Origin of the sequence: Telluria sp. B2, assembly GCF_051789535.1 — a bacterium.
Lineage (GTDB): Bacteria > Pseudomonadota > Gammaproteobacteria > Burkholderiales > Burkholderiaceae_D > Telluria.
Map to the genome: position 1 here is coordinate 1915627 of NZ_CP196525.1, position 13377 is coordinate 1929003.

General features: G+C 65.7%; 16 protein-coding genes. 15 read left to right on the top strand and 1 reads right to left on the bottom strand.

What is annotated here, in order from left to right; genetic code table 11:
- The first annotated feature begins 71 nt into the window (after positions 1-71).
- Both ACSUZJ_RS08545 and maiA read left to right on the top strand, forming a co-directional pair.
- On the top strand, positions 72-1097 hold the full coding sequence (locus ACSUZJ_RS08545; protein ID WP_499415144.1) for a fumarylacetoacetate hydrolase family protein: 1026 nt from the start codon (positions 72-74) through the stop codon (positions 1095-1097).
- The gene (gene maiA / locus ACSUZJ_RS08550; protein ID WP_499415146.1) at positions 1094-1738 is read left to right on the top strand and encodes a maleylacetoacetate isomerase; all 645 of its coding nucleotides are present in this window, start codon (positions 1094-1096) and stop codon (positions 1736-1738) included. Before ACSUZJ_RS08545 ends, maiA begins: the two co-directional genes overlap by 4 nt.
- A 66-nt stretch (positions 1739-1804) precedes the next feature.
- On the opposite strand, the gene ACSUZJ_RS08555 is transcribed toward maiA, so the two are convergent.
- Complete coding sequence (locus ACSUZJ_RS08555; protein ID WP_499415148.1) at positions 1805-2251, bottom strand: CBS domain-containing protein; 447 nt, start codon at positions 2249-2251, stop codon at positions 1805-1807.
- A gap of 169 nt (positions 2252-2420) precedes the next feature.
- Between ACSUZJ_RS08555 and ACSUZJ_RS08560 the strand changes: the two genes are divergently transcribed.
- The 13 genes from ACSUZJ_RS08560 (at position 2421) to ACSUZJ_RS08620 (ending at position 13168) form a co-directional block, all read left to right on the top strand.
- A complete protein-coding gene (locus ACSUZJ_RS08560) occupies positions 2421-3203 on the top strand; it encodes a uracil-DNA glycosylase family protein (RefSeq protein WP_499415150.1) in 783 nt (260 codons plus the stop codon).
- Between the two features lie 276 nt (positions 3204-3479).
- Positions 3480-3959 (top strand): Fe-S cluster assembly transcriptional regulator IscR, encoded by a 480-nt coding sequence (gene iscR / locus ACSUZJ_RS08565; protein ID WP_312550526.1) that lies wholly within the window; start codon positions 3480-3482, stop codon positions 3957-3959.
- Positions 3960-3983: 24 nt separating this feature from the next.
- Positions 3984-5240 carry an IscS subfamily cysteine desulfurase gene (locus ACSUZJ_RS08570; protein ID WP_499415153.1) on the top strand — a complete coding sequence of 419 codons (1257 nt, stop codon included), beginning with the start codon at positions 3984-3986 and terminating at the stop codon, positions 5238-5240.
- Positions 5241-5265: 25 nt separating this feature from the next.
- Positions 5266-5652 (top strand): Fe-S cluster assembly scaffold IscU, encoded by a 387-nt coding sequence (gene iscU / locus ACSUZJ_RS08575; protein WP_313703197.1) that lies wholly within the window; start codon positions 5266-5268, stop codon positions 5650-5652.
- Between the two features lie 32 nt (positions 5653-5684).
- Positions 5685-6008, top strand: coding sequence for an iron-sulfur cluster assembly protein IscA (gene iscA, locus ACSUZJ_RS08580; RefSeq protein WP_499415155.1), 324 nt, complete (start codon positions 5685-5687; stop codon positions 6006-6008).
- A 5-nt stretch (positions 6009-6013) separates the two neighbouring features.
- A complete protein-coding gene (hscB, locus tag ACSUZJ_RS08585; RefSeq protein ID WP_499415157.1) occupies positions 6014-6529 on the top strand; it encodes a Fe-S protein assembly co-chaperone HscB in 516 nt (171 codons plus the stop codon).
- A 250-nt stretch (positions 6530-6779) separates the two neighbouring features.
- Positions 6780-8669 (top strand): Fe-S protein assembly chaperone HscA, encoded by a 1890-nt coding sequence (gene hscA / locus ACSUZJ_RS08590; protein ID WP_499415159.1) that lies wholly within the window; start codon positions 6780-6782, stop codon positions 8667-8669.
- A 260-nt stretch (positions 8670-8929) separates the two neighbouring features.
- Positions 8930-9271 (top strand): ISC system 2Fe-2S type ferredoxin, encoded by a 342-nt coding sequence (gene fdx / locus ACSUZJ_RS08595; protein WP_499415161.1) that lies wholly within the window; start codon positions 8930-8932, stop codon positions 9269-9271.
- A 22-nt stretch (positions 9272-9293) separates the two neighbouring features.
- Positions 9294-9488 carry a Fe-S cluster assembly protein IscX gene (gene iscX, locus ACSUZJ_RS08600; RefSeq protein WP_499415163.1) on the top strand — a complete coding sequence of 65 codons (195 nt, stop codon included), beginning with the start codon at positions 9294-9296 and terminating at the stop codon, positions 9486-9488.
- On the top strand, positions 9475-10413 hold the full coding sequence (locus tag ACSUZJ_RS08605) for a class I SAM-dependent methyltransferase (protein ID WP_499415165.1): 939 nt from the start codon (positions 9475-9477) through the stop codon (positions 10411-10413). The genes iscX and ACSUZJ_RS08605 overlap by 14 nt, the downstream gene beginning before the upstream one ends.
- Positions 10414-10418: 5 nt before the next feature.
- Positions 10419-11447 carry a low-specificity L-threonine aldolase gene (gene ltaE / locus ACSUZJ_RS08610; protein WP_499415167.1) on the top strand — a complete coding sequence of 343 codons (1029 nt, stop codon included), beginning with the start codon at positions 10419-10421 and terminating at the stop codon, positions 11445-11447.
- Entirely contained in the window at positions 11447-12178 is a 732-nt protein-coding gene (locus ACSUZJ_RS08615) for an rRNA pseudouridine synthase (protein ID WP_499415169.1), read from the top strand. Before ltaE ends, ACSUZJ_RS08615 begins: the two co-directional genes overlap by 1 nt.
- A 102-nt stretch (positions 12179-12280) precedes the next feature.
- Positions 12281-13168 carry a YdcF family protein gene (locus tag ACSUZJ_RS08620; RefSeq protein ID WP_499415171.1) on the top strand — a complete coding sequence of 296 codons (888 nt, stop codon included), beginning with the start codon at positions 12281-12283 and terminating at the stop codon, positions 13166-13168.
- Positions 13169-13377 lie beyond the last annotated feature (209 nt).

The following is a 13377-nucleotide window of genomic DNA, read 5'->3' on the forward strand; positions in this document are numbered from 1 at the left end:
AAATATTGATTGTATGATAGTCCGTTTTCATCTTTAATGGCGGCAACCATGCAACAACAAAGGAAAGCGCCATGAAACTCGCCACACTCAAGACCGGCGGCCGCGACGGCACCCTGGTCGTCGTCAGCCGCGACCTCGTCACCTGCCAGGCGGTCCCGAAGATCGCGCGCACCCTGCAGTGCGCGCTCGACGACTGGGACCACATCGCGCCCCAGCTCGAGGCGGTCTACAAGCGCCTCAACGCCGGCACCGCCGACCAGGCCGAGTCCTTCATCGAGATGGAATGCCACTCGCCGCTGCCGCGCGCCTACCAGTGGTGCGACGGCTCGGCCTACATCAACCACGTCGAGCTGGTGCGCAAGGCGCGCAACGCCGAGGTGCCGGCTTCCTTCTATACCGACCCGCTGATGTACCAGGGCGGTTCGGACCGCTTCATCGGCCCCTGCGACCCGATCGCCGTGATGTCGGAAGACTGGGGCGTGGACCTGGAAGCCGAAGTGGCCGTGGTCACCGGCGACGTGCCGATGGGCGCCAGCCTGGAACAGGCGGCAGGCGCCATCCGCCTCGTCATGCTGGTCAACGACGTCTCGCTGCGCAACCTGATCCCGAACGAACTGGCCAAGGGCTTCGGCTTCTACCAGTCGAAGCCGGCCAGCGCGTTTTCGCCGGTGGCCGTCACGCCGGACGAGCTGGGCGACGCCTGGCGTGACAGCAAGCTGCACCTGCGGCTGCTGGTCACCCTGAACGACCAGCTGTTCGGCAAGCCGAACGCCGGCGAGGACATGACCTTCAGCTTCGCCCAGCTGATCGCCCACGCGGCCAGGACGCGCGAACTGGGCGCGGGCAGCATCGTCGGTTCCGGCACGGTCTCGAACAAGCAGGGCAGCCTGCACGGCTCGAGCATCGCCAACGGCGGCGTCGGCTACTGCTGCCTGGCCGAGGTAAGGATGTACGAAACCATCGAACACGGCGCCCCGAAAACGCCGTTCCTGCGCTTCGGCGACAGCGTGCGTATCGAAATGCTCGACGTCACGGGCGCGAGCATCTTCGGCGCCATCGATCACGAAGTCGCGCATTACCACGGGAGGAAGGAATGAAGCTCTACACGTATTTCCGCAGCTCGGCAGCCTACCGGGTGCGCATCGCGCTGAACCTGAAAGGCCTGAACTACGAGGCGGTGCCGGTGCACCTGCTCAAGGACGGCGGCCAGCAGCGCCAGGAGGAGTACCGCAAGATCAACCCGAGCGGCCTGGTGCCGGCCTTCCAGGACGAGCGCATCACGCTGACCCAGTCGATGGCGATCATCGAATACCTCGACGAGCGCTTTCCGGCCGTGCCCCTGATGCCGCACGACGCGCCGGGCCGCGCCCGCGTGCGCGAGCTGGCCCAGATCATCGCCTGCGACATCCATCCGCTGAACAACCTGCGCGTGCTGCGCCACCTGGTCCATGAGCTCAAGCTCAGCGAGGAGGCGAAGACCGAATGGATCCAGCACTGGATCCGCGAGGGCCTGGGCGGGCTGGAAGCCCACCTGGCGCGCGACCCGGCGGCCGGCCCCTTCTGCCACGGCGCCTCGCCGACCATGGCCGACTGCTTCCTGGTGCCGCAGGTGTTCAACGCCCAGCGCTTCGGGATCGACATCCAGGCCTACCCGAACATCGCCCGCATCCACGCGCACTGCGAGGAACTGCCGGCCTTTGCCGCCGCGCACCCGTCGAAGCAGCCCGACGCCGAGTAAGGGAGGCGAGGGGCAGGCAAGAAATGCCTGCCCCTGGTCCTTCTCGCCTTGATACGCGCAATTGTCTCAGTGCTGGGTCTGCGAGCGATCCGGCTCCGAGGGCGTCGAGATCTCGTCCAGCGCCCGGTCGACCTGGGCCGAATGCTTGGTCGCCATGTCGCCCAGCGAGACGATGCCGACCACCTGCTGCGAATCCTCGTCGATCACCGGCACCCGCCGGATCTGCACGTCGCCCATCTGGCCCAGCACTTCGTCCACCGTCTGGCGCGTGGTGCAGGTGCGCACGTCGGTGCTCATCACGTCGCCGACGCGGGTGGCGTCGGGCGCCTGGCCTGCAGCCACCGAGCGCACCGTGATGTCGCGGTCGGTGATCATGCCGACCAGCTTGCCGCCGTCGAGGACGGGGATCGCGCCCACGTTCAGCTCGTCCATCATCTGCGCCGCGCGCTGCACCGTTTCCTCGGGCGAAATGGTCTGTACGTCGCGCGTCATCACTTCCTGAATCGTTTGCATGAATGATCTCCTTGTCGGGTGTTGGCGGAAGATCCGCGGGAGCCGGCGTCGATCATGCCTCGAATTCAGGAAGAGGTACGCCAGATTGAAGCACGGAATCGCGCGGCCTGTGCGGCCTCGCTGAAGCCTTGCCTGCGCTACAATCCGCTTCTTTTTTCGCCGCCACGCCATGACCGACACCACCGTTCCCGCCGCCATCCCTGCCGTCATCCTTGAGGCCCTGGACCTTGCGGACGCCTCCTGGCGCCCGCATCTGCTGCGCGGCCTGGAAGCGGTGGCGCGCGCCAACCCCGGCTACCTGCCGGCGCTGGCGCTAGATAGCTACCTGCCCACGGAAAACCGCCTGTTCGCGGCCTTCGCCCAGCCGCTCGAGCGCGTGCGCTACGTGCTGGTAGGCGAGGGGCCTTACCCGCGCGCCGAGAGCGCGACCGGCGTCTGCTTCATGGACGGGGCCGTGGGCGAGCTGTGGAGCGCGAGCGGGCTGTCGAAACCGGTCAACCGCGCAACCTCGCTGCGCAACTTCATGAAGATGCTGCTGGTGGCGGACGGACAGTTGCAGGCCGGTGCAACGGGCGGGGAGGCGATGGCGCCGGTGGCGAGCGCGGCTTTGTCGAACGGATCGATCCGCACGCTGGCGGAGCTGCAGCGGAACCTGGAAGGCGAGGGCTTCCTGCTGCTGAATGCCTCGCTGGTGTTCCGTTCGCATGTCAAGCCGGTGGTCGATGCGCGTGCCTGGCTGCCTTTCCTGCAGGTCGTGCTGGCGGTATTGGCCGAGCGGCCAGCGCCGCCGACCCTGGTTCTGTGGGGCAAGATCGCCGAGGAGTTGAAGAAGCTGCCGGAAACGGCGCAGTTCCCGAAGGCGGTGGCCGAGCATCCGTATAACTTGAGTTTTATCGGACACCAGGGGATGCAGGACTTGTTCGGGCCGATGAAGTTGTTGCGCAGGCGCTGAGGTGGGGGCGGCGCGGGTCCGGCATGCGCACGGCGCGTATCACCGCGTGGGCAGCGCGCATGGTGCGGATGAGCAGCTTGCAGTGGTGGAGCTGCCCACCCTACGGATGCATTGCCGGGTGATCGAATGCCCCGGCGGTTTTGGGCCCTCCAAGACAAGCCCCCCGGAATTTGCTATACTTGACTAAATCGTTCAACTAATCCGGTTTTTATCCGACAGCATTCACAAGATGCGATTAGTGAACAAGAGCAATATTTTAACATTACCGGGGTTGTGATGCGTCTGACCACCAAAGGCCGTTTTGCTGTTACTGCGATGATCGATCTTGCCATGCGTCAAGGCAATGGTCCCGTCACGCTGTCGGGCATCAGCCAGCGCCAGGCCATTTCGCTGTCCTACCTGGAGCAGCTGTTCGGCAAGCTGCGCCGCCACGAGATCGTCGAATCGATCCGCGGCCCGGGTGGAGGGTACAGCCTGGCTCGCCCGGCCGAAAAAGTGACGGTGGCCGACATCATCATTGCGGTCGACGAACCGCTCGATGCGACCCAGTGCGGCGGCAAGGAAAACTGCCACGGCGCCGACGCCGCCAGCGGCACCCGTTGCATGACCCATGAGCTGTGGACCACGCTCAACGCCAAGATGGTCGATTACCTGGACTCGGTTTCCCTGCAAGACCTGGTCGACCAGCAAAAGCAGAAAGAACAAAACGTCGTGGTGGTGCACCGCACCGCCGCTGCCACCGTTGGACAAAACTGAAGCAAAGCAAACTGGAGTGAACTGATGAACGCGCCTTTGGACAAAAAAATCGAGCAGAGCTTCGTGACTGCGCCGCATTTCCCGATCTACATGGACTACTCGGCCACCACGCCGGTGGACCCGCGTGTCGCCGACAAGATGATTCCCTACCTGCGCGAGCAGTTCGGCAATCCGGCCTCGCGCAGCCACATGTACGGCTGGACCGCGGAAGCCGCCGTCGAGGAGGCGCGCGCCAACGTGGCCGCCATCGTCGGCGCCGACCCGCGCGAGATCATCTGGACCTCCGGCGCGACCGAGTCGAACAACCTGGCCCTGAAGGGCGCCGCCAACTTCTATAAAACGAAGGGCAAGCACATCATCACCGTGAAGACCGAGCACAAGTCGGTGCTCGACACGGTGCGCGAGCTGGAACGCGTCGGCTTCGAAGCGACCTACCTCGAGCCGCAGGACAACGGCCTGATCACCATCGAACAGCTGGAAGCGGCGATCCGTCCGGACACCATCCTGGTCTCGGTCATGCTGGTGAATAACGAGATCGGCGTCATCCAGCCGATCGCCGAGATCGGCGCGCTGTGCCGCTCGAAGGGCATCATCTTCCACTGCGACGCGGCCCAGGCCGTCGGCAAGGTCCACATCGACCTGGAAAACACCAAGGTCGACCTGATGACCTTCACCGCGCACAAGGTGTATGGCCCGAAAGGCGTGGGCGCCCTGTACGTGCGTCGCAAGCCGCGCGTGCGCCTGGAAGCGCAGATGCACGGCGGCGGCCACGAGCGCGGCCTGCGTTCGGGCACCCTGCCGACCCACCAGATCGTGGGCATGGGCGAAGCCTTCCGCATCGCCAAGGAAGAGATGGACGAAGAGCTGGTGCGCATCAAGGCGCTGCGCGACCGCCTGGCCAAGGGCCTGATGGAGATCGAAGAGGTCTACATCAACGGCGACATGGACCAGCGCGTGCCGCACAACCTGAACGTCTCGTTCAACTACGTCGAGGGCGAGTCGCTGATCATGGCGATCAAGGACATCGCCGTGTCGTCGGGTTCGGCCTGCACCTCGGCCTCGCTGGAGCCGTCCTACGTGCTGCGCGCCCTGGGCCGCAGCGACGAACTGGCGCACAGCTCGATCCGCTTCACCATCGGCCGCTTCACGACCGAGGAAGACATCGACTTCACGATCGAACTGCTGAAGTCCAAGGTCGGCAAACTGCGCGAACTGTCGCCGCTGTGGGACATGTTCAAAGAGGGAATTGATCTCAATTCCATCCAGTGGGCAGCCCACTAATCTAAAGAATTCAAGGAGCACTACCATGGCATATTCGGACAAAGTACTGGACCACTACGAAAACCCGCGCAACGTCGGCGCCTTCGGCAAGGACGACGAGTCGGTCGGCACCGGCATGGTCGGCGCCCCGGCCTGCGGCGACGTGATGAAGCTGCAGATCAAGGTCAACGAGCAGGGCCTGATCGAGGACGCGAAGTTCAAGACCTACGGCTGCGGTTCGGCCATTGCGTCGAGCTCGCTGGTGACCGAGTGGGTCAAGGGCAAGACCCTGGACCAGGCGCTGGCCATCAAGAACACCCAGATCGCGGAAGAGCTGGCGCTGCCGCCGGTAAAGATCCACTGCTCGATCCTGGCCGAAGACGCGATCAAGGCCGCCGTCGCCGACTACAAGACCAAGCACCCGACCGCGTAAGCAACAAGTAGAACCCAAGCTGGAGGAACCACATGGCAATCACACTGACCGAAAAAGCTGCGAAGCACGTGAACCGCTACCTCGAGCGCCGGGGCAAGGGGATCGGCCTGCGCTTCGGTGTGCGCACGACCGGCTGCTCCGGCCTGGCCTACAAGCTGGAGTACGTCGACGAAGTGGCGGCCGAGGACAACGTCTTCGAGTCGCACGGCGTGAAGGTCTTCGTCGACCCGAAGAGCCTGCCCTACATCGACGGCACCGAGCTCGATTTCGCCCGCGAGGGCCTGAACGAAGGCTTCCGCTTCAACAACCCGAACGTCAAGGACAATTGCGGTTGCGGCGAAAGCTTCCGGATCTGATCGGCATGCAGAACCACTTCGAGCTGTTCGGGCTGCCGGCCCGGTTTGAGGTCGACATGGACGCCCTGGATGCCGCCTACCGCGAAGTCCAGGGCCGCGTCCATCCGGACCGCTTCGTGAACGCCACCGACGCCGAGAAGCGCGTCGCGATGCAGTGGGCGACCCGCGCCAACGAGGCCTACCAAACGCTGAGGAACCCGCAGAAGCGCGCCCAGTACCTGTGCGAACTGAACGGCGTCGACCTGCAGACCGAGTCGAACACGGCCATGCCGATGGCCTTCCTGATGCAGCAGATGGAGTGGCGCGAAGCGCTGGGCGAGGCCCGCGCGGCGAAGGACGCCGAGGCGCTCGACGAGCTCGACGCCCAGGTGCGCGGCGAGCGCAAGGCCATGCTGGCCCAGGTCGGCAAGGAGCTCGATGCGGGGAACTTCCAGAAGGCGGCCGAAGGCGTGCGCGCGCTGATGTTCCTCGATAAATTCGGCGACGAGGTACAGTACGCGTTCGAGGCGCTGGAGAGTTAATCGGTTGGGCGGCCATGTGCCGCCCACGCGTTCGAATGAGGTTTGGTTTTGTAGGGTGGACACCTGTGTCCACGCGGTACGGCCTCTGATCTGCCGTCGCGCTTGACGTATCCACGAAAATGCTCAACCGCTCGTAGTGGGGCCGATGTACCGATTGCCCACCCTTTGCATCCGCGTGGACACAGGTGTCCACCCTACGAAAACCAAACCTTCGCCACGCACCCCAAGAACAACAACCAGGTAACACACAATGGCACTTTTGCAGATTTCCGAACCCGGCATGTCGACCGCACCGCACCAGCACCGGCTGGCGGTGGGTATCGACCTGGGGACCACCAATTCGCTCGTCGCGACCGTCCGTAGCGGCAGCCCCGAAGTGCTCAGCGACGAAGAGGGCCGCGCGCTGCTGCCGTCGATCGTGCGTTACCTGCCGAACGGCCATGCCCACATCGGCCACAAGGCGCGCCCCCACCAGACCACCGATCCGAAGAACACCATCGTCTCGGTCAAGCGCTTCATGGGCCGCGGCCTGAAGGACATCGCCCACGCCGAGAACCTGCCGTATGACTTCGTCGACGCGCCCGGCATGGTGCAGATCAACACGGTGGCTGGCGTGAAGAGTCCGGTCGAGACTTCGGCCCAGATCCTCGCCACGCTGCGCCAGCGCGCGGAAGATTCGCTCGGCGACGAGCTGGTCGGCGCCGTGATCACCGTGCCGGCCTACTTCGACGACGCCCAGCGCCAGGCGACCAAGGACGCGGCCCAGCTGGCCGGCCTGAACGTGCTGCGCCTGCTGTCGGAACCGACCGCGGCCGCGATCGCCTACGGGCTCGATCACGCCAAGGAAGGCGTCTACGCGGTCTACGACCTGGGCGGCGGCACCTTCGACATCTCGATCCTGAAACTGTCCAAGGGCGTGTTCGAAGTGCTGGCCACCGGCGGCGACTCGGCCCTGGGCGGCGACGACTTCGACCACCGCCTGTTCTGCTGGATCAACGAGCAGGCCAAGCTGGCCCCGCTGTCGGACGAAGACACCGCCACGCTCATGGTCAAGGCGCGCCAGGCCAAGGAACTGCTGTCGACCAACGACGAAACCACGATCGACGCCATCCTGCAGTCGGGCGAGATCGTGCACGTGACGATCACCGCCGCCACCTTCGCCGAGATCACCAAGCACCTGGTCGCGAAAACCATGAACGCGATCCGCAAGGCCATGCGCGACGCGAATGTCAGCGTCGAGGACGTGGACGGCGTGGTGATGGTCGGCGGCGCGACGCGCATGCCGCACGTGCGCCGCGCGGTAGGCGACTTCTTCCACACTATCCCGCACGCGAACATCGACCCGGACAAGGTCGTCGCGCTGGGCGCCGCGATCCAGGCCAACCTGCTGGCCGGTAACCGTGCCGAAGGCGACGACTGGCTGCTGCTGGACGTGACCCCGCTGTCGCTGGGCATCGAGACCATGGGCGGCCTGGTCGAGAAGATCATCCCGCGCAACTCGACGATCCCGTGCGCGCGCGCCCAGGAATTCACCACCTTCAAGGACGGTCAAACGGCTTTGGCGGTGCACGTGGTGCAAGGCGAGCGCGAGCTGGTCTCGGACTGCCGTTCGCTGGCGCGCTTCGAGCTGCGCGGCGTCCCGCCGATGGCGGCCGGCGCCGCGCGGATTCGCGTCACGTACCAGGTCGATGCGGACGGCCTGCTGTCGGTGTCGGCGCGCGAGACGCGCTCGGGCGTGGAAGCCTCGATCACCGTGAAACCGTCCTACGGCCTGGGCGACGATGAGGTTGCGCGCATGCTGCAGGATTCGTACAGCTCGGCGCAAGTGGACATGCAGATGCGCGCGCTGCGCGAAGAGCAGGTCGAAGCCGAGCGCATCCTGCTGGCGACCCAGTCGGCGCTCGACAGCGACAGCGAGCTGCTGAGCGCGGACGAGCAGGAAGCAGTGGCCAAACTGGTGCAGGGCGTGCGCGATGCGATCCAGCAGTCGAACGACGCCGCGATCGAACCGGGCGCGCGCCAGAACGCGCTGCACGACGCGGTCCAGGCGCTGGCGCACGGCACCGGGGAATTCGCCGCGCGCCGCATGGACAAGAGCGTGCGCAGCGCCCTGGCCGGCAAGTCGCTGGACGAGGTGTAAGCTCACCGCCATCGCTTGATGAAGGCGTTGGCGGCAACGGTAGGGTGGGCACCCTGTGCCCACGCGGAACGATGAGCTAACGCGACGCTTTTCCACGCGCTGGCGCTGCGCAGAGTTTGCAGCTCCAGAAGCGTCAACGCGACGCGAGTATTCGCGTGGGCACAAAGTGCCCACCCTACGGTCAGTGCCAACACTACGTGTGCCGCCAGCGAAGAACGCGCCGCAACAGAACAGTATAAATAATTTACGAGGTAACCCAAGTGCCACAAATCGTCATCCTGCCCCACCCGACGTTCTGCCCCGACGGCGCCGTCCTGGAAGCCCCGGCCGGCAAGTCCGTCTGCGACGTGCTGCTCGAGAACGACATCGAGATCGAACACGCCTGCGACCGCGTCTGCGCCTGCACCACCTGCCACGTGATCGTGCGCGAAGGCTTCGACTCCCTGAACGAGCTGGAAGAAAAAGAAGAAGACATGCTCGACAAGGCCTGGGGCCTGGAGCCCAACTCGCGCCTGTCCTGCCAGGCGATCGTCGCCGAGGAAGACCTCGTCGTCGAGATCCCGAAGTACACCATCAACCACGCGGCCGAGAAGAGTCACTGAGAAGCCACTGACAGGATCCGCCATGAAATGGACTGACGTCAGCGCGATCGCCGAAGCGCTCTACGAAAAATATCCGGACGTCGACCCGTCGACCGTGCGATTCGTCGACCTGCACAACTGGGTCGTCGGCCTCGACGGTTTCAGCGACGACCGCACGCGCGGCGGCGAACGCGTACTGGAAGCCATTCAGGCGGCATGGATCGATGAAGCACGCTAAGCAAACCCACACCAAGGCCCCCGCGGCGCCTGAGCTGCCGCCGGAGGTCCGCCCCGGGCAGTCGATCGAGCTGCTCAAGGAACTGCACATCCTCACCCGCGACGGCAAACTGAACCAGGACAGCCGCCGCAAGCTCAAGCAGGTCTACCACCTGTACAACTTCATCGAGCCGCTGCTTATTGACGTACGCAGCGACGTGCGCGCCGGGAAGAGCGGCGTGTCGCTGGTCGACCACGGGGCAGGGAAGTCCTACCTCGGCTTCATCCTCTACGACCTGTTCTTCAAGGGCCTGGACGACGCCTCGCACATCTATGGCATCGAGACGCGCGAAGAACTCGTGCAGAAGTCGACCGAACTGGCGGCGCGCCTGGGCTTTGCCAACATGTCCTTCCTGCCGCTGTCGGTGGCCGAGTCGACCACGTCGAACCTGCTGCCTCCGACGGTCGACATCGTCACCGCGCTGCACGCCTGTAACACGGCCACCGACGACGCCATCGACTTCGCGCTGAAGAAGAAGGCGAAACACATGGTGCTGGTGCCCTGCTGCCAGGCGGAAGTGGCCTCGGTGCTGCGCAAGAACAAGGGACGCGACCTGAAGAGCCCATTGACCGAGATCTGGCGCCACCCGATCCACACGCGCGAGTTCGGCAGCCAGGTCACGAACGTGCTGCGCTGCCTGCAGCTGGAAGCGCACGGCTACCAGGTGACCGTGACCGAACTGGTGGGCTGGGAGCACTCGATGAAGAACGAGCTGATCGTCGCCACCTACAAGAACCTGCCGCGCCGCCGTCCGTCCGAGCGCCTGCAGGAAGTGCTGTCCACGCTGGGACTGGAAGAGATGGGCCAGCGTTTCTATACCTCGCAGGCGGAGTCGGCTGAAGCTGCGGGTGAAGCTGCACCTGAAACCGTATCAACCCAAGATTGAATACCATGAGCGAACAACACTGGATCGACCTGCGCAGCGACACCGTCACCCAACCCTCGCAAGCCATGCGCGCCGCGATGGCGGCCGCCGAAGTCGGCGACGACGTCTACGGCGACGACCCCACCGTCAACCGCCTGCAGGATTACGCGGCCGACCTGTTCGGCTACGAGGCCGGCATGTTCGCCCCGAGCGGCACCCAGACCAACCTGATCGCCCTGATGACCCACTGCGGCCGCGGCGACGAGTACCTGGTCGGCCAGGAAGCGCATACCTACAAGTACGAAGGCGGCGGCGCCGCGGTGCTGGGCTCGATCCAGCCCCAGCCGATCGCCAACCAGGCCGACGGTTCGATCCTGCTTTCCGATATCGAGGCCTACATCAAGCCCGACGACATGCACTTCGCGCGCACCCGCCTGCTGGCGCTGGAAAACACCATCGGCGGCCGCGTGCTCGGCCAGGACTACATCGCGGCCGCCACCTCGCTGGCGCATGCGAAAGGTCTTGCCACCCACCTCGACGGCGCACGCGTCTGCAACGCGGCGGTCAAGCAGGGCGTCAGCCTGCGCGAGGTCGTGAAGGGCTTCGATACCGTGTCGGTCTGCCTGTCCAAGGGCTTGGGCGCGCCGGTCGGTTCGGTGCTGCTGGGACCGAAGAGCTTCATCGAGCAGGGCAAGCGCTGGCGCAAGATGCTGGGCGGCGGCATGCGCCAGGCCGGCGTGATCGCCGCGGCCGCGCACTACGCGCTCGAGCACAACGTGCAGCGCCTGGCCGACGACCACGAGAACGCGCTGAACCTGTCGCGCGGGCTGGGCGAGATCGAGGGCCTGGCCGTCACCACGCCCCAGACCAACATCTTCTACGTCGACCTGCCGGCGGCCGCCTGCGAGCCGCTGCGCCGCGCGCTGGCCGAGCAGGGCATCCGCGCCTCGATCGGCCCGCATACGCGCCTGGTGACCCACCTGGACGTGTCCGCCGCCGACGTCGAGCGCACGGTCGCCGCGTTCAAGGCCTTCTTCAAGAACTGGCGCGCCTGATGAGTGAAGAGGGAATCCGCCTGGCCAAGCGCGTGGCCGAACTGGTGCCGTGCTCGCGTGCCGAGGCCGAACGCTACATCGCCGGCGGCTGGGTCAGCGTCGACGGCGTCGTGGCCGAGGACCCGGCCACGCGCGTGACGCCGGCCCAGCAGGTCGCCCTGCTGCCGGGCGCCAGGGCCGAGGAGCCGGCGCCGGTTACGATCCTGTTGCACAAGCCGTCCGGCATGAACGCCGGCGTCGGCGTGCGCGGCGGGAGTGCGCTCGACTGCGTCACGCCCGAGTCCCTGGTCGCCACGCATGGCTCGCCGCGCTTCCTCAAGCGCCACCTGGCGCGCCTGACCCTGTGCACGCCGCTGGAAACCGATGCGACCGGCCTGGTCGTCTACACCCAGGACTTTCGCGTCGCGCGCAAGCTGGTCGACGACGCGGTCCGGGTCGAGTACGAATACGTGGCCGAGGTCGATGGCGGCATCAGGGAAGGCGGCCTCGCCCTGCTGAACCATGGCCTGCGTTTCAACGGCCGGCCGATCGCGCCGATGAAGGTCAGCTGGCAGAGCGAAGGACGCCTGCGCTTTGCCGCCAAGGGCGTGCAGCCGGGGCAGATCGAGCATATGTGCGCCGAAGTCGGCCTGACCCTGACCGACCTGAAGCGCCTGCGCGTGGGCCGTATCCCGATGGCCGGGCTGGCCGAGGGGCAGTGGCGCTACCTGGCCGAGTACGAGCGCTTCTGATCGCGGGCAGGGCGGTGGCCGCAACGCCGCTACCCTGCACGGTGCGCTACCGGCAGGCCGACATGGGCGATAATCATTGTCGTTCATTCAATTTGCTGCCGCATGAGCCTGCAACCCGTCTTCGACCTGGTCAACGCAATTCCGCGTGACCTCATCCTTCCTCCCGCCAACCTGTTCCTGCTGATCCTCATCGGCCTGCTGCTCTGGCGCCGCTGGCCGCGTGTCGGGTGTGCCGTCGCCGGCGCCGGACTGGTGGTCCTGGTTTTCGTGTCCAGCAACGCCGGCGCGCACTTCTTCGTCGCGCCGCTGGAGGCCATGACCAAGCCGCTCACGGCGCCCGAGGCCAGCGGCGCGCAGGCGATCGTGGTGCTTGCCTCCGGGCGCCTGCAGGACGCACCCGAGTACGGCGGCCTCGACATCCCCGATTACATCGCCCTGGGGCGGCTGCGCTACGCGGCGCACCTGCAGCGGCGCACCGGCCTGCCCGTCCTCGTCACCGGCGGCAATGGTTCAAGCGGACGCGATCCCGCCCTCGCGGACCGCGCCTACGCCAAGGCCGACGCCATGGCCGCGGCGCTGCGCGAGGATTTCGGCGTCCCGGTGAAATGGGTCGAGCCGCGCTCGCGCGACACCGGCGAAAACGCGGCCTACAGCGCCGCCCTGCTGCGCGCGGACGGCGTCCGGCGCATCCTGCTGGTGACCGACGCGATGCACATGCCGCGCTCCTGCGCCGCTTTCGCGCGTGCGGGTCTGGATGTCGTCCCCGCACCGACCATGTTTTTCAGCGAGCAGTCGCGCGGGCTGGGCGCCTGGGTGCCCAGCCCCGAGGGCATGCGCCGTTCGCGCTACGCCTTGTATGAACTGATCGGCATCGCCTGGTATCGGCTGCGTTCGGCGGGCAAGGATGCGGGCGCTGCCGGTCCGTCCTCGGATGGCGCGCCAGGCTCGCGGGCTGCCATCGATGCAACGTGCCATCGGGGCGCAACGTAGGAGAGCGGCTCCTGGCGGCGCTGCCGTTTGTCGATAAACCGGCCGCGTGCTTTGATTTGTCTCAGGGATTAGCGTAAAAGAAATGGACGCTCGTCATCGGATGAATTAACGTCGATCAATGCTGTAGAGCCTGTTCTTCCTGTCGACATTGATGCCTGATTCGGCTGTGCAAGGTGAGTCTGTTGCAGGCATGTTGAAGCGAGCGGAAC